Annotated in this window: 25 protein-coding genes; 17 read left to right on the plus strand and 8 right to left on the minus strand. The window is 65.3% G+C overall.

The window, feature by feature from the left end:
• The first annotated feature begins 6 nt into the window (after positions 1–6).
• Positions 7–1,182, plus strand: a complete 1,176-nt coding sequence (locus tag BM002_RS01405) for a trans-sulfuration enzyme family protein (protein ID WP_092776564.1) — start codon at positions 7–9, stop codon at positions 1,180–1,182.
• A gap of 3 nt (positions 1,183–1,185) precedes the next feature.
• Here BM002_RS01405 and BM002_RS01410 read toward each other — a convergent pair whose 3' ends face one another.
• The gene (locus tag BM002_RS01410) at positions 1,186–1,539 is read right to left on the minus strand and encodes a hypothetical protein (protein ID WP_139212205.1); all 354 of its coding nucleotides are present in this window, start codon (positions 1,537–1,539) and stop codon (positions 1,186–1,188) included.
• A gap of 219 nt (positions 1,540–1,758) precedes the next feature.
• Here BM002_RS01410 and BM002_RS01415 point away from each other — a divergent pair, with 219 nt between their 5' ends.
• From BM002_RS01415 to phoB, 7 genes are all read left to right on the plus strand, one after another.
• A complete protein-coding gene (locus BM002_RS01415; RefSeq protein WP_092776568.1) occupies positions 1,759–2,787 on the plus strand; it encodes an ATP-binding protein in 1,029 nt (342 codons plus the stop codon).
• Positions 2,788–2,922: 135 nt separating this feature from the next.
• The gene (locus BM002_RS01420) at positions 2,923–3,957 is read left to right on the plus strand and encodes a substrate-binding domain-containing protein (protein ID WP_092776570.1); all 1,035 of its coding nucleotides are present in this window, start codon (positions 2,923–2,925) and stop codon (positions 3,955–3,957) included.
• Between the two features lie 81 nt (positions 3,958–4,038).
• Entirely contained in the window at positions 4,039–5,478 is a 1,440-nt protein-coding gene (gene pstC / locus BM002_RS01425) for a phosphate ABC transporter permease subunit PstC (protein ID WP_092776572.1), read from the plus strand.
• The gene (gene pstA, locus BM002_RS01430; RefSeq protein WP_092776574.1) at positions 5,475–6,824 is read left to right on the plus strand and encodes a phosphate ABC transporter permease PstA; all 1,350 of its coding nucleotides are present in this window, start codon (positions 5,475–5,477) and stop codon (positions 6,822–6,824) included. The genes pstC and pstA overlap by 4 nt, the downstream gene beginning before the upstream one ends.
• 9 nt (positions 6,825–6,833) lie before the next feature.
• Complete coding sequence (pstB, locus tag BM002_RS01435) at positions 6,834–7,631, plus strand: phosphate ABC transporter ATP-binding protein PstB (protein WP_092776582.1); 798 nt, start codon at positions 6,834–6,836, stop codon at positions 7,629–7,631.
• Between the two features lie 9 nt (positions 7,632–7,640).
• The gene (phoU, locus tag BM002_RS01440; protein ID WP_092776584.1) at positions 7,641–8,360 is read left to right on the plus strand and encodes a phosphate signaling complex protein PhoU; all 720 of its coding nucleotides are present in this window, start codon (positions 7,641–7,643) and stop codon (positions 8,358–8,360) included.
• A 1-nt stretch (position 8,361) separates the two neighbouring features.
• Positions 8,362–9,051, plus strand: a complete 690-nt coding sequence (gene phoB / locus BM002_RS01445; protein ID WP_092776586.1) for a phosphate regulon transcriptional regulator PhoB — start codon at positions 8,362–8,364, stop codon at positions 9,049–9,051.
• Positions 9,052–9,186: 135 nt separating this feature from the next.
• Here phoB and BM002_RS01450 read toward each other — a convergent pair whose 3' ends face one another.
• Together BM002_RS01450 and BM002_RS01455 are read right to left on the minus strand one after the other, a co-directional pair.
• Positions 9,187–9,543, minus strand: coding sequence for a DUF3775 domain-containing protein (locus tag BM002_RS01450; protein ID WP_092776588.1), 357 nt, complete (start codon positions 9,541–9,543; stop codon positions 9,187–9,189).
• A 3-nt stretch (positions 9,544–9,546) separates the two neighbouring features.
• Positions 9,547–10,728, minus strand: coding sequence for a bactofilin family protein (locus BM002_RS01455; protein WP_139212206.1), 1,182 nt, complete (start codon positions 10,726–10,728; stop codon positions 9,547–9,549).
• 130 nt (positions 10,729–10,858) lie between these two features.
• Here BM002_RS01455 and BM002_RS01460 point away from each other — a divergent pair, with 130 nt between their 5' ends.
• On the plus strand, positions 10,859–11,695 hold the full coding sequence (locus BM002_RS01460; protein ID WP_092776593.1) for a universal stress protein: 837 nt from the start codon (positions 10,859–10,861) through the stop codon (positions 11,693–11,695).
• Between the two features lie 23 nt (positions 11,696–11,718).
• On the opposite strand, the gene BM002_RS19465 is transcribed toward BM002_RS01460, so the two are convergent.
• Positions 11,719–12,399 (minus strand): endonuclease/exonuclease/phosphatase family protein, encoded by a 681-nt coding sequence (locus tag BM002_RS19465; protein WP_245749089.1) that lies wholly within the window; start codon positions 12,397–12,399, stop codon positions 11,719–11,721.
• On the opposite strand from BM002_RS19465, the gene BM002_RS19470 reads away from it, so the two are divergent.
• Positions 12,283–13,032 carry a DUF2238 domain-containing protein gene (locus BM002_RS19470; protein WP_245749163.1) on the plus strand — a complete coding sequence of 250 codons (750 nt, stop codon included), beginning with the start codon at positions 12,283–12,285 and terminating at the stop codon, positions 13,030–13,032. The genes BM002_RS19465 and BM002_RS19470 overlap by 117 nt on opposite strands.
• Before the next feature lie 155 nt (positions 13,033–13,187).
• Entirely contained in the window at positions 13,188–13,634 is a 447-nt protein-coding gene (locus tag BM002_RS01470; protein WP_092778615.1) for a DUF2267 domain-containing protein, read from the plus strand.
• 5 nt (positions 13,635–13,639) lie between these two features.
• Here the strand turns inward: BM002_RS01470 and BM002_RS01475 are convergent, their stop codons facing one another.
• Complete coding sequence (locus BM002_RS01475; RefSeq protein ID WP_092776597.1) at positions 13,640–14,296, minus strand: Crp/Fnr family transcriptional regulator; 657 nt, start codon at positions 14,294–14,296, stop codon at positions 13,640–13,642.
• Between the two features lie 167 nt (positions 14,297–14,463).
• Here BM002_RS01475 and BM002_RS01480 point away from each other — a divergent pair, with 167 nt between their 5' ends.
• On the plus strand, positions 14,464–15,177 hold the full coding sequence (locus tag BM002_RS01480) for a response regulator (RefSeq protein WP_092776599.1): 714 nt from the start codon (positions 14,464–14,466) through the stop codon (positions 15,175–15,177).
• A 15-nt stretch (positions 15,178–15,192) separates the two neighbouring features.
• Here BM002_RS01480 and BM002_RS01485 read toward each other — a convergent pair whose 3' ends face one another.
• The 3 genes from BM002_RS01485 to BM002_RS01495 are packed head-to-tail and all read right to left on the minus strand — an operon-like array spanning position 15,193 to position 18,620.
• Entirely contained in the window at positions 15,193–16,758 is a 1,566-nt protein-coding gene (locus BM002_RS01485; protein ID WP_092776601.1) for an ATP-binding protein, read from the minus strand.
• Positions 16,759–16,783: 25 nt separating this feature from the next.
• Positions 16,784–17,902: a site-2 protease family protein gene (locus tag BM002_RS01490; protein WP_175484770.1), complete on the minus strand. Its 1,119-nt coding sequence runs from the start codon at positions 17,900–17,902 to the stop codon at positions 16,784–16,786.
• A gap of 4 nt (positions 17,903–17,906) precedes the next feature.
• The gene (locus BM002_RS01495) at positions 17,907–18,620 is read right to left on the minus strand and encodes a VIT1/CCC1 transporter family protein (protein WP_092778616.1); all 714 of its coding nucleotides are present in this window, start codon (positions 18,618–18,620) and stop codon (positions 17,907–17,909) included.
• Between the two features lie 131 nt (positions 18,621–18,751).
• On the opposite strand from BM002_RS01495, the gene BM002_RS01500 reads away from it, so the two are divergent.
• From BM002_RS01500 to argF, 5 genes are all read left to right on the plus strand, one after another.
• The gene (locus BM002_RS01500; protein WP_139212208.1) at positions 18,752–19,090 is read left to right on the plus strand and encodes a hypothetical protein; all 339 of its coding nucleotides are present in this window, start codon (positions 18,752–18,754) and stop codon (positions 19,088–19,090) included.
• Between the two features lie 17 nt (positions 19,091–19,107).
• The gene (locus tag BM002_RS01505) at positions 19,108–19,320 is read left to right on the plus strand and encodes a YgaP family membrane protein (RefSeq protein ID WP_092776607.1); all 213 of its coding nucleotides are present in this window, start codon (positions 19,108–19,110) and stop codon (positions 19,318–19,320) included.
• A gap of 80 nt (positions 19,321–19,400) precedes the next feature.
• Positions 19,401–20,837, plus strand: coding sequence for a YfcC family protein (locus BM002_RS01510; protein ID WP_092778617.1), 1,437 nt, complete (start codon positions 19,401–19,403; stop codon positions 20,835–20,837).
• Positions 20,834–22,045 carry an arginine deiminase gene (locus BM002_RS01515; protein WP_245749090.1) on the plus strand — a complete coding sequence of 404 codons (1,212 nt, stop codon included), beginning with the start codon at positions 20,834–20,836 and terminating at the stop codon, positions 22,043–22,045. The genes BM002_RS01510 and BM002_RS01515 overlap by 4 nt, the downstream gene beginning before the upstream one ends.
• 29 nt (positions 22,046–22,074) lie before the next feature.
• Positions 22,075–23,076, plus strand: a complete 1,002-nt coding sequence (argF, locus tag BM002_RS01520; RefSeq protein WP_092776611.1) for an ornithine carbamoyltransferase — start codon at positions 22,075–22,077, stop codon at positions 23,074–23,076.
• Position 23,077: the final 1 nt, after the last annotated feature.

Genomic DNA, 23,077 nt, shown 5'->3' on the forward strand with positions numbered 1-23,077 from the left:
AAGTTCATGGCTGAACGCCCCAATCTCGTCCGTCGGACGGCCTTTCCTTCTTCGGTCAGCCGCGCCGTCGCGACGCCGCTGCAACCCTCGGTCGTCTATTCGTCGCCCGACCCGGACGCGCTCGACGATCAGTACGAGGGGCGGGCCAAGGGCTATACCTATGGGCGCGAGGGGCATCCGAACGCGGACGTGCTGGCCCAGATGATCGACCGGCTGGAAGGCGGCGAGGGGGGCATCGTCACCGGGTCCGGCATGTCGGCGGTGACGGCGACGCTTCTGGGGCTTCTGTCGGCGGGCGATCACATCGTCGGCGGCAACCAGCTCTATGGCCGCAGCCTTCGGATGATGACGCAGGACCTGCCCCGGTGGGGCATCACCAGCACCCTGGTCGACCCGACCGATATCGCCGCCATGCGCGCCGCCATCACGCCCGCGACCAAGCTCCTGCTGGTCGAGGTCGTCTCGAACCCGACGCTCCGCATCGCGGATATGGAGGGGATCGAGGCGCTGGCCCGTGACACCGGCCTGATCCTCGTGGTCGACAACACCTTTACCACGCCCTACGGCTTTCCGGCCTATACCCGTGGCGCGGATGTCGTGATCCATTCGGTGACGAAACTGCTGGCCGGGCATTCCGATGTGACGCTCGGCTATGTGCTGGCCCGCGACCCGGCGCGGCGCAAGGCGATCTATGACACCAATGTCACCCTTGGCCTGACGGCCAGCCCCTGGGATTGCTGGATGGCGGAGCGTGGGCTCTATACCTTCGACATGCGGTTCGAGCGGGCGCAGGCCAACGCCGCCGCCCTGGCCGACATGATCGGCGCGCATGATGCGGTCGAGGCGGTGCTTTATCCCGGGCGTCCCGACCACCCTGACCATAACCGGGCCGGTGCCTTGCTGGATGGCCAATTCGGCAATATGGTCAGCTTCCGCCTCAAGGGGGGCAGGGCGCAGGCCAATGCCCTGACGCGCGCCGCGCCGCAGCTGGCCTTTGCCCCGACCCTGGGCGACGTCGGCACGACGTTGTCCCATCCCGCGTCGTCCAGCCACCGCGCGCTCACCCCCGAAGGACGTGCGGCGCTCGGTATCACCGAGGGGTTCTTTCGTGTCTCGGTCGGCTGCGAACCGATTGAGCTTCTGGGGCGGGATTTCCGCGCGGCTCTCGATGCCGCAGTGTGACGCTCAGCGGCCCGCCAGATGCGGGCCGCGCCCGGTTTCGATGATGTCGAAGTTCAGGTCGGGCGCGACGCCCTGCACCTCGCGCCGGATCAATTCGTAGTTCGGAAGCGTCGGTGCAAAGGCGATATAGCGTCCGCGGAAGTCTGCGGCATGTAGCCGCATCGCCACGTCAACGGCATCGAATCCGACCCCGACGACCGGCGAAAGCACGATCATCGCGCTGTCCAACCGGTCGGGACCCAACTCCTGAAACGACACGCTATGCGTTCCCTGACCAAGGGTTCCGACCAATCGTGACGGTATGGATCCGACCTGCGACGGGGAGAGCCCCACGGCAAGAACGGAACTTCTTTGCATCTTCCCAGAGGTTTGCACCTCGGGCATCTGCGACGACCTTGATCGTTCGCTCGTCATAGGCCCACCCCTGCGCCTGAAAGAGATTTCCGGAATTGAACCCCTCCAATTCCGTTAGGATATGTGAACAAGATAAATCAGATTTTACGCGGCTCAAAGTTAAATTGTTATGAAACAACTGATTACCGCTTAAGGGGCATTGGCCGAAGGAGTTTGCATCCCATGATTGAGTCGATCCTCGATGCGCTGACGGAACCGGCGCTGCTGCTGGATCCGGTCGGCCGGGTTGCGATTGCCAACGAAAGCGCGCGGGACCGTCTCGGTGTCTGGGTGATCGGCCAGTCCTATGTCAGCGTTCTGCGCCAACCGGCCCTTCTGGCCCCGGTCGAGGATGCCTTCGCCCTGGGGCAGGGCGGATCGGCGCGCTTCACCCATTCCTCGGGCGCAGTCGAGACGCTGTTTGACGTTCGCGTCAGCCCGGTTCGCGGGGCAGGCGGGAAGCGCCAGGTGCTGCTGGTGTTTCGCGACGTGTCAGAGGTGCAGGCGAGCGAATCCATGCGCCGCGATTTCGTGGCCAATGTCAGTCACGAACTCAAGACACCCCTCACGGCCGTCAGCGGCTTCATCGAAACCCTCGAAGGGCCCGCCCGAAACGATGCCCCGGCCCGCGACCGGTTCCTGTCGATGATGGGGCAGGAGGTGCGGCGTATGGATCGGCTGGTATCCGACCTTCTGTCGCTCAGCCGTCTCGAGGGGCAATCCCGCCGAAGACCGACGACGCAGGTCGATCTGGCCCGGGTGTTGCGGGACGTGGCGGCAACCCTCACCTTGGGCGCCGAGACCGAGGGGGTGACGATCAACGTCGACGCAGAGGCCGAGGCAACCGTGCCCGGCGACCGAGACCAGCTTACCCAGGTCTTCGCCAACCTTCTGGAAAACGCGATCAAATACGGCGCGCAGCCGGGCACTGTCACTTTGCACCTCTCGCCGGTCGAGCGCGATCCGGTCATCAAGGGGCCCGCGTGGCGGGTCGGGGTGAGCGACGAAGGTGCGGGCATCGCGCCGGAGCATATCCCGCGGCTGACCGAACGGTTCTACCGCGTCGACACCGGGCGGTCACGCGAACAAGGGGGGACGGGGCTTGGTCTTGCCATCGTCAAGCACATCGTCAATCGCCATCGCGGACGCCTCAAGATCGACAGCGAAGTCGGGCGCGGAACCGAGGTTGTCGTGACGTTACCCGCCGCCTGACCGGCGCCTGCCGGTGCTGTCATAAAACCGTTACGTCCCTGTCACAAAAGCCCAACACGGCGCGCCTAGGTGCGGCCTCGAACGGATGCCAGGGGGGCATTCGTCGACGCTCAACGGAATTGCAGGAGCAACTTCATGACCTTCACAAAGGCCACCGTCTCGGCACTCGCCCTCATCGCAGCCTCGGCCACCACGGCCGCCGCTCGCGACCAGGTTCAGATCGCCGGATCCTCGACCGTTCTTCCCTATGCTTCGATCGTTGCCGAAGCCTTTGGAGAGAACTTCGACTTCCCGACACCCGTTGTGGAATCGGGCGGCTCCTCTGCCGGCCTCAAGCGCTTCTGCGAGGGCGTGGGCGAGAACACGATCGACATCGCCAATGCCTCGCGCAAGATCCGCGACGGCGAGATCGAGGCCTGCGCCGCCGCCGGCGTGACCGACATCATCGAAGTCCGCATCGGCTATGACGGCATCGTTTTCGCCAGCCAGCAGTCGGGACCGGCCTTCAACGAGTTCACGCCGTCGCAGTGGTATCTTGCCCTCGCCGCCCAGATCCCGGGCGAGGACGGCGCGCTGGCCGACAACCCGAACACCAATTGGACCGACGTCGACGCCGCGCTGCCCGACGCGCCGATCCTCGCCTTCATCCCCGGCACCAAGCACGGCACCCGTGAAGTGTTCGAAGAGAAGGTCATCCTTCAAGGCTGCGAAGATACCGGCGCGATGGAGCGCATGATGGCCGCCGGCATGGACGAAGATGCGACCGAAGAGGCCTGCATGTCGATCCGCGCCGATGGCCGCAGCGTCGACATCGATGGCGACTATACCGAAACCCTCGCCCGCATCGAAAGCGACGCGAACGGCGTGGGCGTGTTCGGGCTGTCCTTCTACGAGAACAACACCGACAAGCTGAAGGTTGCCACCATGGGCGGTGTCGTCCCGACGACTGAAAGCATCGCGTCGGGCGAATACCCGGTGTCGCGTCCGCTCTACTTCTACATCAAGAAGGCGCATATCGCCGCGATCCCCGGCCTGAAGGAATTCGCGGAGTTCTTCGTCTCCGACGACATCTCCGGACCCGAAGGACCGCTGGCCGAATACGGTCTGGTGTCCGACCCTGAATTGGCCGACACGCAGGCGGTGGTCTCGGACGAGACGACGATGCAATAAACGGATCGGGCCGGGGGAAACCCCGGCCCATCTGCCGCACGACCCCGATCTGCCTGCCGCCTGCCACCGGAGACTGCCCCCATGACGATCAGCTGGCTGTTCCTGATCCTGCTCGCCGTCGGCACAATGGCGTTCCTCATGGCGCGGGGCAGGGCGCTCGCCTCGGTCGATGGGGATGCGCGCAACCTTCACAGCCTGCCCATCTACTATGGTCTCAACGGCCTTCTGACGGCTCTGACGCCGGCGCTCGCACTTCTGGCGGTCTGGCTGATCGTGCAGCCCATTGCCATCGATGCCAGCGTCAAGGGCAGCTTCCCGATCGGCGCCTTGCCCGAGGGGGGCACGCTTGACTTGGTGATGTCCGACGTCCGGCGGGTTGCCGACGGTCTTGATGCCGCCGATGCCCCCGACGCCCTGTCGGTCGAAGAGGCCGCGACCCTGCTCGGGTCTGGCGGCGTGGCCCTTGGCACCACCTTGACGACCGAAGTTCTGACCGCAGCGCAGCAATACCGCGATAGCCGGTCCACGATGAACCTGTTCATGGTGGTGGCCGTCCTGGTGCTTGCCCTGATCGGCGGGGCCTGGGCCGTGATGCGCACCAACGGCGATTTCCGCGCCCGCAACGTGGTGGAGCGGGGCGTCCTTGTCCTGCTCATCGCCGCTGCATCCATCGCGGTGCTGACGACCCTTGGCATCGTCCTGTCCATGATCTTCGAGGCGACGAACTTTTTCCGCCAATACCAGTGGACCGACTTCTTCTTCAGCACCACCTGGAAACCCAGCTTCTCGGGGCGGGGCGGCGGGTCGGAACTGGGCATTCTGCCGCTTCTCTGGGGCACGCTCTATATCTCGTTCATCGCGCTGGTCGTGGCGGTGCCCATCGGGCTTTTCGCGGCGATCTATCTGTCGGAATACGCGGGGCCGAAGTTCCGCAGCCTGGCCAAGCCGATGATCGAAATCCTCGCCGGCATTCCCACCATCGTTTACGGTCTCTTTGCCCTCGTCACCGTAGGCCCCCTGTTGCGGGATGCCATCGCCTCGCCGCTTGGGCTTGGCAATTCAGCGTCTTCGGTGATGACGGCGGGTCTGGTGATGGGCGTCATGCTGATCCCCTTCGTGTCGTCCCTGTCCGATGACATCATCAACGCCGTCCCGCAGGCCATGCGCGACGGCAGCCTGGGCCTCGGCGCCACCAAGTCCGAAACCATCCGGCAGGTCATCGTCCCCGCCGCCCTGCCGGGCATCGTCGGCGCGGTGCTGCTGGCGGCATCCCGAGCCATCGGCGAGACGATGATCGTGGTCCTTGGGGCAGGGGCCGCGGCCCGGCTTGACCTCAATCCGTTCGAGGCGATGACGACCGTCACTGTCAAGATCGTCAGCCAGTTGACCGGCGATACCGACTTCGCCTCGCCCGAGACGCTTGTGGCCTTTGCCCTTGGCCTGACGCTGTTTGTCATCACCCTGGGCCTCAATGTCCTGGCGCTTTATATCGTGCGCAAATACCGGGAGCAGTACGAATGACCGACGCGACCGCAGAGCACGTGCCAAGCGGCGCCGGGCAGGGCAGTCTGCTGGCCAAGGACGCCCGCACGGCCAAACGCAATGCCGCCGAGACGCGGTTCAAGACCTATGGCCTGATCGCGGTCTGCATCGGCATCGCGATGTTGATCCTGTTGATGACCTCGATCCTGTCCAATGGTCTGTCGGCATTCCGCCAGACCACCATTCAGGTCATGGTGGAACTGCCCGAGGACAAGCTTGACAAATCCGGTGTCCGCGACCCCGAGGTGATGGCGAAGGTGACCACCTTCGGCTATAAACCGCTGCTGCGCGACAGCCTGATCGCCACGGTCGCGACCGCGGGCATCGAGACGGATCTGGACCCGAAGGACCTGGAGGCGCTGGTGTCGGACGAAAGCGTGGCACAGCTCCGCGACTTCGTGCTGGCCAACCCGGAGGTAATCGGCCAGACGATCCCGGTGCAGGTTCTGGCCAACGGGCGCATCGACGGCTTCTTCAAGGGCCGCGTCACCTATGAAAGCGCCGCCCTCGACAACAACGTCAGCCCCGAACAGCTGCAACTGGCCGAAGCGCTGAAAGAGGCGGGGCTGCTCCGGACCGGGTTCAACTGGGGCTTCCTGACCCTTCCCGACGGCTCCGACACCCGGCCCGAGGCGGCGGGCCTGGGCGTGGCCATCCTGGGGTCGCTCTACATGATGCTGATCGTGCTGGCGCTTGCGCTGCCCATCGGTGTGGCCGCGTCGATCTATCTGGAGGAATTCGCGCCCCAGAACCGGTGGACCGACCTGATCGAGGTGAACATCTCGAACCTGGCCGCCGTGCCGTCCATCGTCTTCGGTATCCTGGGCCTTGCGATCTTCATCAACTTTGCGGGCCTGCCGCAATCGGCCCCCATCGTCGGCGGCCTCGTGCTGACCCTGATGACCTTGCCCACGATCATCATCGCCACGCGTGCCGCGCTCAAGGCGGTGCCGCCATCGATCCGTGACGCGGCCCTGGGCCTTGGCGCGTCCAAGATGCAATCGGTGTTCCACCACGTCCTGCCGCTGGCGATGCCCGGCATCCTGACCGGCACGATCATCGGCTTGGCGCAGGCCCTGGGCGAGACGGCGCCGCTTCTGCTGATCGGGATGGTGGCCTTCGTGCGCGAATACCCCTCAGGCCCGCCCGAAGGCCTGTTCGATCCGGCCACCGCGCTGCCGGTGCAGGTGTTCAACTGGACGCAGCGGTCGGACCCGGCCTTCGTGGAGCGCGCATCAGGGGCGATCATCGTGCTATTGGTGTTCCTGCTCCTGATGAACCTGACGGCGATCTTCCTGCGCCGCCGGTTCGAACGCCGCTGGTAGGGGACTGACATGAACGACATGCGACTGACGGAGAGAGCCGTGGATCAAGAGACGACGAAAATCACGGCCCGCAAGGTCCAAGTCTATTATGGCGACAACCATGCCATTAAGAACGTGGACGTCGACATCGCCGACAAGACGGTGACCGCCTTCATCGGGCCTTCGGGCTGCGGCAAGTCGACGTTTCTGCGCTGCATCAATCGCATGAACGACACGATTTCTACGGCGCGGGTGACCGGCGACATCCTAATCGACGGCGAGGACATCTATGACAAGCGGGTCGACCCGGTGCAGTTGCGCGCCAAGGTCGGCATGGTGTTCCAGAAACCCAACCCGTTCCCCAAGTCGATCTACGACAACGTCGCCTATGGACCGCGCATTCACGGGCTGTCGTCGAACAAGGCCGACCTCGACGATATCGTGGAGCGGTCGCTGCGCCGCGCCGCCCTCTGGGGCGAGGTCAAGGACCGTCTGGCCGCGCCCGGGACGGGTCTTTCGGGGGGCCAGCAGCAGCGTCTGTGCATCGCGCGCGCCGTCGCCACATCGCCCGAAGTCCTGCTGATGGACGAGCCCTGTTCCGCGCTCGACCCGATTGCCACGGCCCAGGTCGAGGAACTGATCGACGAGCTGCGGCAGAACTATTCGGTGGTCATCGTCACCCACTCGATGCAGCAGGCCGCCCGGGTCAGTCAGCGGACGGCCTTCTTCCATCTCGGCCATCTGGTCGAATACGGCGAGACCGGCAAAATCTTCACCTCTCCCGAGGATCCTCGGACCGAGAGCTACATCTCCGGCCGGATCGGCTGAGGGGGGACCATGATCAAGAATACTCATATTGCCAGTGCCTTCGACCGCGATCTTGAAGCGATCCAGGCGCAGATCATGAAAATGGGCGGCATGGTCGAAGAGGCCATCGAGAACGCCAGCAAGGCCCTTGTCGACGGCGATACGGAGCTGGCCATCGCCACGCGCCGGGCCGACAAGGCCATCGATCTGCTCGAAGAAAAGGTGAACGAGGAGGCGGCCCGTGTCATCGCATTGCGCCAGCCAATCGCCACCGACCTGCGCACTGTCCTCACGGTTTTTCGTATTTCCGCCGCGTTGGAGCGCGTGGGTGACTACGCGAAGAACATCGCGAAACGCTCTGAAATTCTTCAGGATCTTCATCAGGTCGAAGGCGGTGCCGCATCGCTCAAGCGGATGTCGAAGGCGGTTCAGATGATGCTCAAGGATGCGTTGGACGCCTACATCCAGCGCGACGTGGCCCTTGCCGCCGATGTCCGGGCCCGCGACGAGGAAGTGGACCAGATGTATAACGCGCTCTTCCGCGAATACCTGACGCATATGATGGAAGACCCGCGCAACATCACGGCCTGCATGCACCTGCATTTCATGGCCAAGAATATCGAACGGATGGGCGACCTCGTGACCGGTATCTGCGAGCAGGTCATCTATCTGGTGACCGGGGAATTGCCGGACGAAGATCGCACCAAGGCCGACATCACCAGCACGGCCAAGGGCGGCACGGTGAATTAAGATGGCTTCGCAACCTTCTGTTCTTGTTGTGGAAGATGAGGCGTCTCAGCGCGAAATCCTGGTCTATAACCTTGAGGCGGAAGGCTATGAGGTGCGTCAGGCCACGTCGGGTGACGCGGCCTTCGACATGGCGCGCGAGGACCATCCCGACCTGATCCTGCTCGACTGGATGCTGCCCGAAGTCTCGGGCATCGAAGTGTGCCGTCGTCTCAAGGCAACTGCCGAGACGCGCGGCATTCCCGTCATCATGATCTCTGCCAGGTCCGAGGAAGTCGACCGGGTGAGGGGCCTTGAAATGGGTGCTGACGATTACGTCGTGAAACCCTACAGCGTGGTCGAACTGATGGCGCGCATCCGGACGCAGCTGCGGCGTGTCCGTCCGGCAAGTGTCGGAGAGCGCTTGGAATTCGCCGACGTCGCCGTCGATACGGCCGAGCATCGCGTGTTCCGCGACGGACAGGAATTGCACCTGGGGCCAACCGAATTCCGGCTGCTCACGACCTTCATGGAGCGTCCGGGGCGCGTCTGGTCACGCGATCAGTTGCTGGACCGGGTCTGGGGCCGCGACATCTATGTCGACAGCCGGACGGTCGACGTTCACGTGGGACGCCTGCGCAAGGCCTTGCGCGCGGCAACCGGCACCGACGATCCCATCCGGACCGTGCGCGGCGCGGGCTATGCTCTGGGATAGAAAGGCCGGAGAGGGCCGCCGATCAGCCCCCCGCACAACCACGCGCATCTATCCAGTAATGTGAATTATGTAAATTATAGATACGCGAAAACAGCGGGTTTCGACGCTCTGGTTGCGTCCCCCGTCGGGTCATGGCTAGCGCGAAACGTCTGACAATACATCGTCATGGCCGATTTCCTCCAGACCTGCCGCAAGTTCATCTGCGGCCATCGGATGGGACATCACATAGTCAAAGCACGGCCCCACATGCCGCTCTCGCGCCAGTGCCACTGCGTCCTCCCATTCGTCATCCGTGAAATCTCCGCGCCCCAACCAGAGGAGCGCGACGAGTTCATGTTGCTGATCGCGGTCCAACGCCTCGATCTCGGCCTGCAATTCGCCACGCCGCATGTCGTGACCGGCGTCTTCCGATGGCGTGTCGGCAACGCTCAGGGTCCGAAGTTGCTCGATCATTCGGCGCAGCGCGTGCGGCGGTATGGCAAGCTCCGTCATGGCTCAGTCTCCGACCTGTGATTTCATCATCTCGTCATGGGCCGCCGTGTCGACATCGGGCATCAACCGGCGCAGCACGCCCTTGGTCATCGCGCCCACGCCCAGGAAGACCAGCGCCAGGTTCACGATCCAGCCGACGAACGGGATGAAATTCAAGAGCGCCATGCCCGTGATCGCACAGGCCAGGATTGCAAGGCGGACTGGCAAGGTCGGGCTGTCGCCCAATCCGGCCGCCTGCCCGATCGCCATCGCAAGCACATAGGCGCCAAGCAGATATCCCAAGCCCCAGGCCAGGATCACCGCGAGGATGGCAATCGGCAAGAGCGGCAGGCCGATGACGCTCATGGCCGAAACGGGGATCAGGCCCACCAGCGTCGAGAAGCCGACACCGCCGACAAGCATGGTGATGCCGGGTTGTGCCAGGGCCATGCGCCGCATGTTGGCGACACCGTCCGGCATCAGCGCCAGAAAAGCCGCGCCCGTCACCAGAAGGAAGGCCAGACCAAGAAGGTAGCCGCCGCCGATGGCCATTGCGGTTGGCGCCTCGGGCATGTTGTCCCACGCCAGTTCGTCGAAGTCGCGCCAACCCTCCGCATCGATGTATTCATAGCTGACCCGGACCGAGGGCGCGACGCTGGTCGGCACGTCCATTTCCTCTGGCAGGGCCATGACAAGGCGGCCGTCGATACGGGCGTCGGGACCGAAGCTGAGCGCATTGGCCTGGATCCGGACATCGCCGGTGATCTGTCCGTTCAGTCGGATTTCCGAGGCCATGGCGACAAGCGATCCGCCGACCTTGCCCGAAATGGTCGCCGAGCCCGCGAAGATGCGGGCGTTCCCGATGACGTCGGAGGCGTCGTCCAGCGTGACGATGCCGCCCGTCACGGTCGCATCGGCGCCGACGTCTGCGTCCAGACGAACACGCGCTCCGGCCGCGGTCACGTCGCCACCTGTCGGGCCCTCGACGTCGATGGCAAAGCCCGCGGCGAAAAGGTCATCCTCGACATCGGCGCGCATGACGATCTGGGCGCCCGATATCAACAGGTCGCGGGGTGCCGTTCCCGTGGCCTCGGGGCGCGTGCCCGAGATCAGTCGGTCTCCGCCGCTCTGCATGTCGAATTGATCCGCCGTCGCGGGCAAGACCACTGCTGCCAGGAGCAGGGCCGCTAGAAATCGCCTGGTCATCCCGTTGTCCTCCGAAAGCCTGATGTTCGGATGCGAGACTAGCGGATCGGAACCGTCCGCCATTTGATCACCGTCAAGACCGGGTTCGGTGACAGGTAGTAAGGTGGCGGCAACATCAAAGGAGGATGCCATGACCATTCGAACGATCCTGACCTGCCTGCTCAATGAATCGTCGGCCACACGTCTGACAGAGGCCGGATCAACGCTGGCGGAACGTTTCGATGCCCATCTGGTCGGTCAGCACACGATGGAGGCGATCGTCCTCTATCCCGGCATCGTCATGCCCGCGGCCGGCCCCACGTTCGAGACCTTCAATACCGCGCAGCGCGAAGAGGCAGAGGCGGTCGAGGGCATCTTTCGAAGCGTGACCGAACGCCGGGGCGTCAAGGCAGAATGGCGCGAAGTCCACGCGGATGCCACGGCTTCGGCGGATCGCATGGTCGACAGCGCGCGGGCCGTCGATCTGGTGCTGATGGGCCAACCCGACGATGCCTATGACAAGGAGGAGCAGAAGTTCGCGCTGGACCGCGTGATCCGCGATGGTGGTCGCCCGGTGCTGGTCATCCCGGAGGGCGGCCTTGGCGCGTCGGTCGGCGCCCGTGTTGTGATGGGTCACGCGGGCACCCGCGAATCCGCCCGTGCGGCCTTTGACATGCTGCCGCTGCTTCAGCCGGGAGCAGAGATCCACCTCGTCCATGTCGGGGACGAAAAGGACGAGATGCGGGATACCGCGATGACCGAGTTGAGCGCCGCGCTCTCGCGCCACGGGCACAAGGTGACGATGACGCACCGCGCGCCGCACGGCAAATCGGTGTCCGAGGTGCTTCTGCGCGAGGCGGGCGAACTGGGGGCCGACATGATCGTGTCCGGCGCCTATGGCCATTCACGGACCTATGCGTTCTTCCTGGGTGCCACGACCGGCCGCCTGATCCGCGAGGCGAAGGTGCCGGTCCTCTTTTCCGCATGATGCGGGGGGACGGCAAAGCCGGATCAGGGCAGTACGATATCCGCCCAGATCGGCAGGTGATCGGATGCGCGGCGCGCTTCGGGGGTATCGACGACCCCCCTGCCCTCCACACGCATTCCCCGCCTGACGGCGATCCGGTCCAACCCGGCGACGGGCCGCGCGGCATGAAACGAGTGTCCGGGTGCGTGCACGTCGAATTCGGAGGTCAGCCCTTCGAGGCCCGATGCGGCGGACCATTCGTTGAAATCGCCGACCAGGGCGACAGGTCCGGGATGGCGTCGCAACCGTTCGGCAATGGCGGCAAGTTGCATCCGGCGATGGCGACGCAGAAGGCCCAGGTGAACGGCGGCGACGATCAGGGGGCTGCCGCCGATGTCGAGGCCTGCGATCAGCGCACCGCGCGGCTCCAGCCCCGGCAGGTCCACCACATCGGTCCAGAGCTGCCGACTCCCCGGCCCCAGAAGGATCGCATTGCCGTGCCAGCCGAGAGAGCCGCCGTCGCCGATTGTGACCGGCTTCCACCCGGCACCCGAAAGCAGGGTCATGGGCAGGGCCGAGGGACGCCGCCCCAACCGTTTGTCCGCCTCTTGCAGGGCCAGAACATTCGCACCGATGTCGTCGGCCACCCGAAGGATCCGAGCCGGGTCACGCCGCCAGTCAAGCCCGACGGCCTTCCGGATGTTGTAGCTGGCCAGCCTGACCAACCCGGCAGGCTTCGCCGGAAGGTCATCATCGGCGTCTGTGTCGCCTTCGTCGTTCTGGCGGTCTGCGCGCTGGTCTTCGACCGTCCTATCCTGGCTGCCGTCTCGGTCCTGTCGCTGATCCTGACCCTGGCGCCGCTGATCCTGGCGGCGCGGCTTCGGATCGTCCTGCCCCTGCCCTTCGTGTTGGCGCTGGCGACTTTCCTCGCGGCCTCGCTCCTTCTGGGTGAGGCGTTCGATCTTTACGAACGGGTCTGGTGGTGGGACATCGCCTTGCACACGGTGGCTGCGACGGGGCTTGGCATGGCCGGGTTCCTGTTCGTGCTGATGCTGTTCGAGGGCGACCGTTTCGCCGCCCCGATCTGGGCGCTGACGCTGATCGCGGCCTGCGTGGCCATCACCCTTGGGGTCCTGTGGGAATTGTTCGAATTCACCATGGATTCGGTCTTTGGCCTTCGGATGCAGAAATCCGGTCTTGCCGATACCATGGGCGACCTCTGGGCGGATCTGGTCGGTGCGACCCTCGGGGCGCTGACCGGGGCCGTCTACCTGACCGGCCGCAAGCTCGGCTTCGCCACGACGCTCATGTCGCAGTTCGTCCGGATCAACGGTCGGTTCTTTCGCAAGCGCAAATGAGGCCACGTGCTTCATCGCCCGAGTATTCCACGCCCGGCGGCTGTCGTCTCGCTCGTTCTGAATCCGCGGCGTCGCTGTCGCCCTTGACGCCGGTCAAGGGGCGTCGCCCCCGCCTGCGCTATCCTCGGGCCGACAACCCCGGGAAGGAGCAAGACATGTCTGCGCAAAACCTCGAAGTGCTGGACCATACGGTCCAACTGACCCACGAATGGGTCAATGAATTGCGCGAGCGCCTGGATTGGCCGAGCAGTCGGGACGCCCTGCGCCTGATGCGCGCGGTTCTGACCGAAGTGCGCGACCACATCCCGCATGCCGAAGTCGCCCAATTGTCCGCCCAGATGCCGCTTCTGATCCGGGGCATGTTCTTCGAAGGCTGGCAGCCCGCCCGGACATCCGGTCATGACCGTGACGCCGCGCATTTTCTCGCGGCGATCGACAGGCGCGTCGGGCAAGTCGACGGCTATCGCGGTCGCGACGACATCGCGGCGGTCTTTGCGACCCTGGCCAACCGCGTGTCCGAAGGCGAACTCCGACATGTTCGACATGCCTTGCCACCCGCGATCCGGTCGTTCTGGCCTGCGGATACGATCTGGGACGATTGAGCCCGTCATTCCGCCCCGGCCATCTCGGCCAGGCCCTCCCGGTCGAGGATGGCGATCCGCTGCGCCGTCTCCAGCCGGATCAAGCCACCCCTGCGCATCTTCGTCAGGGCGCGGCTGACGGTCTCGGGGGTCATGCACAGGTAGTCGGCGATATCCGAGCGCGGCATCTCGAGCTGCAGCACGGACAGATCCGCGCGTGTCCCGGCTTGATGGTCGACCTGCGCCAGAAGGAACGAGGCAAGCTTGCCGCAGGCCCCGGGGCGCGCCATCAGGAGCAGGTGATCCTGCAAGGTCTCGATCTGGCGCATCGCGGCGGCCTCGATATCGCAGCCCTGCTCGGCGTTCGCGTCCCTGCTGTCTCCCTCTCCGCGACGGTGGACCAGAACGGTCGTCTCAGACAGGGCGGTACAATCGGCGGTATGGCCGTGGTCGGATGAAAACCCCACGATGTCGCCCGCATGGGCAAAGCCGATCACATGCCGGCGCCCGTTTTCAAGCAGACGCGTCAGGCGCAGGACACCGGACTTAACTTCGAACAGACAGGTCGCCGGATCGGTCTCATGGAACAGGACGTCGCCCGCATCAAGCGTGCGGACCGGATGAAGCCGGGGCCGCCGGATATGAACGGCAGGCTCTTGGTTGAACTTCTGATAGGCAGACATGGCAGGCCCCCTTGGTCTGGATGCCTCCGATATTCATCGATGCCTGTCATATCACGTCCACCGAAGATGTATCGAATTGTAGCGAAGTGTCGCGTGGGCCGGTCGCAGGGCTGGCCCAAGGTCGAATGCGGGCTGTATAAATGCGGCAGGGAAGCCGAGGTTTGACGATGACACCCCGCAAGATCCTCATCATCGACGACGAGACCAAGGTCCGCACCGTGCTGCGAAAGGCCTTCGAGAGCGAAGGTTTCGACGTGGTCGAGGCGGGCGACATCGCCACCGCGCGCCGCCATCTGACGGCGACACCGCTGGATCTCGTGACGCTCGATCTGAACCTCAGGGGCGAAGACGGGCTCGATCTGGCCCGCGAAATCCGCAGCATGCGGCAAATCCCGATCATCATGATCACCGGCAAGGGTGACGTGATCGACCGGGTCGTCGGTCTGGAACTGGGTGCGGACGACTATATCGCGAAACCGTTTCATCTGCGCGAGGTTCTGGCCCGGGTGAAGACGGTGTTCCGCCGCTCGGCCCGTGATCCGGGCGTGCCGAACTGCGTGGAAAGCCAGACGCTCGACGGGTTGATCATCGATCTCGACCGCATGGATGTGCGCGACCGGGACGGTCAGTCCTGCGAGGTCACGGCGGCCGATGTGCGGCTGTTGCGGGCTTTCGTGGACAACCCGTTGCGCCCTCTGTCGCGCGACCGGCTGATGGACCTCGTGAACGGGACGGATTGGTCCCCTCTCGACCGGACCATCGACAATCAGGTGGCGCGCCTGCGCAAGAAGATCGAGCGGGATCCGGCCAACCCCGAACTGATCCGCACGGTTCGCGGCGTCGGCTACATGCTGGCCGAGCGTCCTGTGCCGCAGGCCTGACCGGCCGCGTTGTGGTCAGGGGGCGCGGGTCAGCACTGCCTCGACAGCCGCCGCAAGATCGGCTTGGCGATAGGGCTTGCGCAAAAGCTGCGGTGCGCCCTCGATCCCTTCCAGGTTGGCCATCCCGCCCGAAAATCCCGACGTCAGCAACACGGCCACGTCCGGCCGCTCCGATCCGATCCGGTGGGCCAGATCCTCGCCGGTCATAGTGCCGGGCATGACGAGGTCGGTGAAGACCAGCGCCACATCATCACGCGCGGTCAGGATCTCCCAGGCGTCCTGCGCATTGTCGGCCCCGACCACGTCGAACCCCAGGGCCGCGATCCGTTGTTCGGACAGCCGCCGGACCGCCGGATCGTCCTCGACCACCAACACGACCCGGCGCGCGCCGAAGGCCGGTGAAGGCGTGTCCTGCGTCGGGACCCGGGCCGCGCCGCCGTCGGACCGCGGGAAATAGAGAGAGACCGTCGTCCCCTTCCCCACCTCGCTGTAAAGCGTCAGATGCCCGCCCGACTGGCCCACATAGCCATAGACCATCGACAGCCCGAGGCCGGTCCCCTTGCCCGGCGGTTTGGTGGTATAAAACGGCTCGAGCGCGCGCCGCTGCTGATCGCGCGTCATCCCGATGCCGGTATCGCTGACCGACAGGCGGACGTATCGACCGGGCGGGAATGGCACGGTCTGTGCCATATGATCGTCGTCGACGGTGATATTCTCGACCTCGAGACGCAGGCGACCGCCGTCCGGCATGGCATCCTGCGCGTTCAGCGCCAGGTTGATGATCGCGGTTTGCAGCTGCACGGGATCAAGTTCGACGGGCCAGATGTCGTCGACCAGTCGTTTCTCGACCGTGATCCGCGCACTTAGCGTGCGACGCAGCAGGCGCAGCGCATCCGACGTGGCAAGCCCCAGATCGAGCGGTTCGGGCCGCAGTTCCCCTTTGCGCGAAAAGAGCAGCAGGCGCGACGTGAGGTCCGCCCCCATCTCTGCCGCCGACATCGCATCCTCGATCAACTCGGCGGTTTTCGCATCTGAGCCCGCCATCTGCATCAGTTCGAGGTTTCCCACGATGATGGTCAGCAGATTGTTGAAATCATGGGCGATGCCCCCCGTCATCTGGCCGATTGCGTCCATCCGCTGCGCCCGCATCAGCGCCTCTTCCGCGATCAACCTGCGGGTCAGATCGTGCATGATGGCGATGAAGACCGGACCCCCGGCGATATCCGTTCGACCGACCGAAATGTGCATGGGAAATGTCGTGCCATCGCCGCGCCGACCGGTGACATCGCGCCCGGTGCCGATGATCCGTCGGTTGCCCGTGGCAAGATAGGTCTCCACAAAGCCCGGATGCCGCGCCGCCATGTCCGGCGTCATCAGCTCCGATATGCTGCCGCCCAGCATCCTGTCGAGCGACTGGCGGAAGAGGGTCCCGGCGGCGGCGTTGACGCGCAGGATCCGACCCTTGGCATCGGCCACCACGATCGCATCCACCGCCGCATCGAGCAGGGCATCGAGCAGGGCCGCATCCTCGTCCATCATCTGCAACTCTCCGGTCGCCTCTGGTCGGTGCGAGGATGGCATCTTGGCCCCCGTCCGGCCAGTGGCTTCACCTGGCATGCTGCGCCAGCTCGGCCTTGAGCCGGACGCGAGCCATCAGATCGCCAAGCGTCACGACCCCGACCAGCCGACCGCGGTCCAGCACCGCGAACTTGCGCTTGCCGGTCCGCACCATCCGGTCCAGCAGGTCGCCCGCGTCCATGTTGGGGGCCAGCACATCGGCCGCCTGCATCGCCTGAAAGACGTCATCCACCCGCGTGTGCGGCCAATTCTCGCGCTCGATCCCCCGCACCGTGGGCAGATCGACCACCCCGAGGAATCGCCCTGCCTCGACCACCGGCACGAAGGACACCGCATGGCGCAGCATCACGCCATCCACCAGGTCGGCAAGCGTCAGAGACGGGTCGACCGAGACCGGATCGTGTTTCATCACCTGTCGGACGGTGCGCCCGGCCAGCGCCTCGGCCAGATCGACCCGCGACCGGGCGGCGCTTGATGCGGTCAGGATGAACAGGGCCAGAAGGACAGGCCAGATGCCCACGACCCCGCTGCCCGACAGCACCTGAATGACGCCCAGACCAATCATCGCGAAGGCGACCACATTGGACACCCCGCCCGCGATCCGTGTCGCCCCCGCCAGGTCGCGGCTGCGCCAAAGCCAGGCGCGCAGGACCCGCCCGCCATCGAGCGGAAAGGCCGGAACCATGTTGAAGACCGCCAGAACAAGGTTGGCCAGCGCCACATAGCCCAGAACCACGACGACAAGGTCGGACAGGCCAAGCGCCGGGGCCGCCCACCAGCCCAGTGCAAAGACCGCAGAAATCGCCAGGCTGGCAACCGGGCCCGCGATGGCCACGCGGAATTCGGTCCGCGCATCGGGCGGCTCGTCCCGCAACTCCGCCACCCCGCCGAACAGGAACAGGGTGATCGAATTCACCCCCATGCCATGGGCCCGCGCGACGGTGGCATGGGCCAATTCGTGCAGGATCAGCGATCCGAACAGCGCGAGCATCGACACAAGGGCCGCGGCCACCCGTTGCAACGCGTCCGTCGCAGGCAGAAGCGCCGGAACATACCCCTGACTCAACGACCACGTCAGAAGTGCTGCGATCACGAACCAACTCGCATCAAGCCGGATCTCGATCCCCATGATCCGCGTCAGCCGCATCGACCTACCCCACATTGAACAGACCTCCGACGAAATAGGCAATCGCGGCGGCCGTGCCGCCGATGACCAGCGTTTCCAATGCCGAAACCCACCAGCGGGCCAGCGACCATCGGCTCTTGATGGCGCCGATCAGTACGAAAGTTAGCGATGTGACCCCCGCCGAGACGGCAAAGGCATTCGGCACCGGCAGGATGAATGGCACGAGCGGCAGAAGGCCCGCTGCAAGGAACGCCAAAAAGGTGATCCATGCGGCCTTCACCGGCTCTGGTTCGGTCGGGCCCAGACCGTATTCGTCGGTCAGCATCGTGTCGATCCACATCGCCTGGTTCGAGGCGATGGCCTCGACCGCGCTGTCGAGGGCCTCTCCGGTCAGACCCTTGATGGCGAGGATCTGGCGCAATTCCTCGCGCTCGCCTTCGGGATAGAGGCGGATGTGCCGCTCCTCCCGCGCGCGCAGGCGCCCCCTGTGGTCGCCGTCGGCCTTGGTGCCCGCGTAATTGCCCGCCGCCATGGAAAACCCGTCGGCCAGGACATTCGCCAGCCCCAGAACCAGGATCGCCCCGACCGGCAGGCCCGATCCTGCGACCCCCGCGACAATGGCGAATGTGGTCACCGCGCCGTCGATTGCGCCATAGACCGCGTCGCGCAGATGGCCCGGCCCCTGCCGCCCGGCCAAACGGGCTGCGATTTCTTCGGGGCCATGTCCGTGGTCCTGCATGGGGCGCGATCCTTCCGTCGCCCCATGATGGATCGAAACGAAACGCCGCGACTTGACGCACGTCAATGAGGGCGCCGCGCGAAAGGTGCATCCTTGGGCCGACCGATCCATCCATGACAGGGAGAAGGACGATGACACAGCCCGACAAACAGACCACAGCCAGGACGAGCGCATCGGACGCATCGAACGTTGGCTTTGCCATGTCCCTGATGCCATGGTCGGTCGGCACGCGCATGGCGATGACCTGGCTCGAGGGGGCGACCCGGATTCAGGGCGAGTGGACCCGCTTCGTCGCCGAACGTCTGGCCAAGGACGCAGAGATGCAGCACGCGCTGCTCGCCTGCCAATCCCCGACCGAAGCCCGCCAGATGGGCACGGATTTCCTGCATTGCGCGGTGTCGGACTACCTCACCGAAACCGCGCGCATCACCGCGATGGGCTCGCATCTGTCCCAGGACGCGGGACTTTGACCCCGAAGGAGAACGCTATGACACGGAATGTCGGATCCGCGGATATGATCATCCGCCTTGGCCTGGGGCTGGCGTTGATCGTCGCACCCCTGCTCAACGTCCCGCCGGTGTGGGCCAGTCCGGTGCTCGGCTATGGCGCGATGATCGTGGGCACGGTGCTTGTGCTGACGTCGCTCTTTCGGTTCTGCCCGCTCTACCGGGTTCTCGGGTTGAACACCTGCGGCATCTGAGCCGCGGTTGACCGCCGTCAATGCCCCTGCCCCGCCGCGGGGGCATCGTTCCGTCACCGATGCCAATGGGAGGGACCGCCATGACCGATGTCACACATCCAAGCCCGGAGCCGACCCGCACGGATCGCTTCCCCTCGGCCTTCACCATCCTCTTCGCGCTGGTGGCCTTGGTGGCGCTGGCCAGCTGGTTCGTGCCCGCGGGCGAATACACCCGCGTGGCGAGCGAGGCCTTGGGCAAGGACGTTCCCGTTCCGGGCACCTACGCGACGGTTGCGGCCACGCCCCAGGGCCTCTGGGATGTTCTGCGCGCCCCGATTGCCGGGTTCTATGACCCCGACAGCTATGCCGCGAACGCCATCGACGTGTCGCTGTTCGTCCTCGTGATCGGCGGTTTCCTGGGTGTGGTGAACGCCACCGGGGCAATCGACGCGGGCATCGGTGCGGCCATGGCGCGGATGCGCGGGCGGGAGAAATGGATGATCCCCGTCCTCATGGCGCTTTTTGCCTTGGGCGGCACGACCTATGGCATGGCCGAGGAAACGCTCGCCTTCTATGCCATCCTGATCCCTGTGATGATCGCCGCGGGCTATGATGCGCTGACCGGCGTCGCGGTCATCCTGCTCGGGGCCGGGATCGGGGTTCTGGGGTCGACCATCAACCCCTTTGCGACCACGATCGCCTCCAACGCAGCGGGCATTCCGTTCACCGACGGGATCGGGCTTCGACTGGCGATCCTGGGCCTCGGCTGGGCGATCTGCGTCTGGTGGGTGATGCGCTATGCCGCGCGGGTCAAGGCCGATGAGAGCCGGTCGCTGGTCGCGTCCCGCGCCGCCGAGAATGAACGTCATTTCCTTCGGAGTGGCAGCGCGCGCGTGGTGCCGTTGACCACGAACCACCGCATCGTTCTGCTCCTCTTTGCCGTGACCTTCGCCGTAATGATCTGGGGTGTCGCAAGCCAGGGATGGTGGATGGCCGAGATGTCGATGCTCTTCCTGGCCGCAGCACTGGTGATCGGCGTGGCGGGCTGGGTCGGCGAAAAGCCCTTTGTCACCGCCTTCGTCGATGGTGCGCGCGACCTTCTGGGGGTCGCCCTGATCATCGGCCTCGCGCGGGGCATCGTCGTGGTCATGGACGCGGGTCACATGACCGATACGATCCTGCATTCCGCCGAAGGACTGGTCACCGGCGTCTCGCAGGTGGTCTATGTCAATGCGCTCTTCGCAATCGAGGCGGGGCTAAGCTTCATCGTGCCCTCCACCTCGGGGCTGGCCGTGCTGTCCATGCCGATCCTGGCCCCCGCCTCCGATTTCGCGGGTGTGGATCGGTCGCTGGCGGTCACGGCCTATCAATCCGCGTCGGGCCTCGTGAACCTGATCACGCCGACATCTGCCGTCGTTGTCGGCGCGCTGGCCATCGGACGGGTGCCCTATGACAAATGGCTGCGGTTCGTGGCCCCCCTTCTCGTGATCCTGGCCGTGCTCATCATGGGCGCGCTCAGCCTTGGAGCGATGCTGTGACGGCCTTCCCCGCCGTCCAGTCCGAGACCGGGCATCTGCGCAGTGTCATCGTCTGCGCGCCGGGACCTGCACAGGCGCGGCTGACCCCCTCCACCTGCGACGCGATGCTCTTTGATGATGTCATGTGGCTGGAGCAGGCGCAGACCGATCACCGACGATTCACCACCCTGCTCGAGGCAGAGGGCATCGAAGTGATCGACCTTCGGGACCTGTTGATCGACGTGCTGGCCATCGCCCCTGCGCGCAAGGCCCTGGTCGCGGCCCGGGTTACCGCCGACACCGTGGGCATCGGCCTGTGCGACGACCTGCGCGCCTGGTGCGACGATCTGGGCCCCGCGCGTCTTGCCGACCTTCTGATGGGCGGGCTGACGGTGGACGAAGCCCCGGATGTATCGGGCCTTACGGCGCAGGTTCTGGGGCCCGAGGGCCTGCTGGTCGCCCCGCTGCCCAATCTGATGTTTCCGCGCGACAGCAGTCTTTGCGTCAATGGTGGCGTGATCCGGGGCACGATGCGCTATGCCGCGCGCGGCGGCGAGACGGCGATCCTGAAGGCCATTCACGACCACCACCCGCGCTTTCGCGAGGCCGCTCACCCCTGGCCCGTGCCGGGACTGGCCCCACTCGAGGGGGGCGATGTCATGGTCCTGAGCCGCAGCACCCTTCTGATCGGCATGGGCGAACGGACGGCACCCCAGGCCGTGGGCCAGATGGCCCGCGCCCTGTTCGACGCGGGTCAGGTGCAGCGCGTCATCGCCTGCACCATGCCAAAGGGTCGGGCCTCCATGCATCTCGATACGGTATTCACCCTGTGTGACCGCGACCGTGCCACGGCCTATCCGGAGGTCGCCGAAGCGATCACCTGTCACAGCATCCGCCCCGCCTCCGCCCCCGGCGCCATCGACGTCACCGCCGAGACGACGCCGTTCCTGAACGTGGTGGCCGAGGCGCTTGGCCAGCCCGGCCTGCGCGTCATCGCCACGGGCGGCGACCGATATCTGCGCGCGCGCGAACAATGGGACGACGGCAACAATGTCCTGGCCATCGGGCCGGGCAAGGTCCTGGCCTATGACCGCAACACCCGCACCAACACCCTTTTGCGCAAGGCCGGCATCGAGGTCATCACCTTCCCCGGCGGCGAACTCGGCCGGGGACGCGGCGGGCCACGCTGCCTGTCCTGTCCGCTGGTCCGCGATGCGGCGGGCGACTGACGCATTCAGCCACGGGAAGGACAACCGACATGTCGTTCAATCTTCATGGACGCTCGCTGCTGACGCTGGCGGATTTCAAGGGCGCAGAGATCGCCCATCTTCTGAACCTTGCCGCAGACCTGAAGGCGGCCAAGGCGGCGGGCACCGAATTGCCCCGGCTTCAGGGGCGCGAAATCGCCCTGATCTTCGAAAAGGACAGCACCCGCACCCGCGCCGGTTTCGAGGTCGCGGCCTTCGATCAGGGCGCGCATGTCACCTATCTGGGCCCGACCGGGTCGCACATGGGCAAGAAGGAAAGCGTCAAGGACACGGCCCGCGTTCTGGGCCGCCTCTATGATGGGATTGAATTTCGCGGCCACGACCACGCCACGGTGGAAACCCTGGCGGAATGGTCCGGTGTCCCGGTCTACAACGGCCTGACGTACCGCTTTCACCCGACGCAGGCGCTGGCCGACCTGCTGACCATGGGCGAGGTGGCGGGCCATGATCTTCGCGGCGTGGCCGCGTGTTTCCTGGGCGACGTCGGCAACAACGTGGCGGTGAGCCTTGCCATCGGAGCGGTGCGGATGGGGATGGACATGCGCCTGTGCGGTCCGCGCGCCCTCTGGCCGGACGATGCCATCCGCGCCGCGCTGACCGCCGATGCCCGGGCGTCCGGGGGATCGTTCCGTCTGACCGATGATCCGACCGAGGGCATGGTCGGCGCGCGTTTCGTTCACACCGACGTCTGGGTTTCCATGGGCGAGGACGAGTCGCTCTGGCCCGCGCGGGTCGAGAGTTTGCGCCCCTACCGCGTCGACCTGGACATGATGCGGCGCACCGGGCGCGACGATGCGCGTTTCATGCATTGCCTTCCGGCCTTCCACGACGACCAGACCGAAATCGGTGCCAGGCTTTGCGCGCAATTCGGACTGGACGGGATCGAGGTGTCGGACGAGGTCTTCGAAAGCCCCTGGTCCATCGTCTTCGACCAGGCCGAGAACCGTGTTCACACCATCAAGGCGGTTCTCGTCGCCACCCTGGGCGGCTGAC

Origin of the sequence: Jannaschia pohangensis, from assembly GCF_900113875.1 — a bacterium.
Lineage (GTDB): Bacteria > Pseudomonadota > Alphaproteobacteria > Rhodobacterales > Rhodobacteraceae > Jannaschia > Jannaschia pohangensis.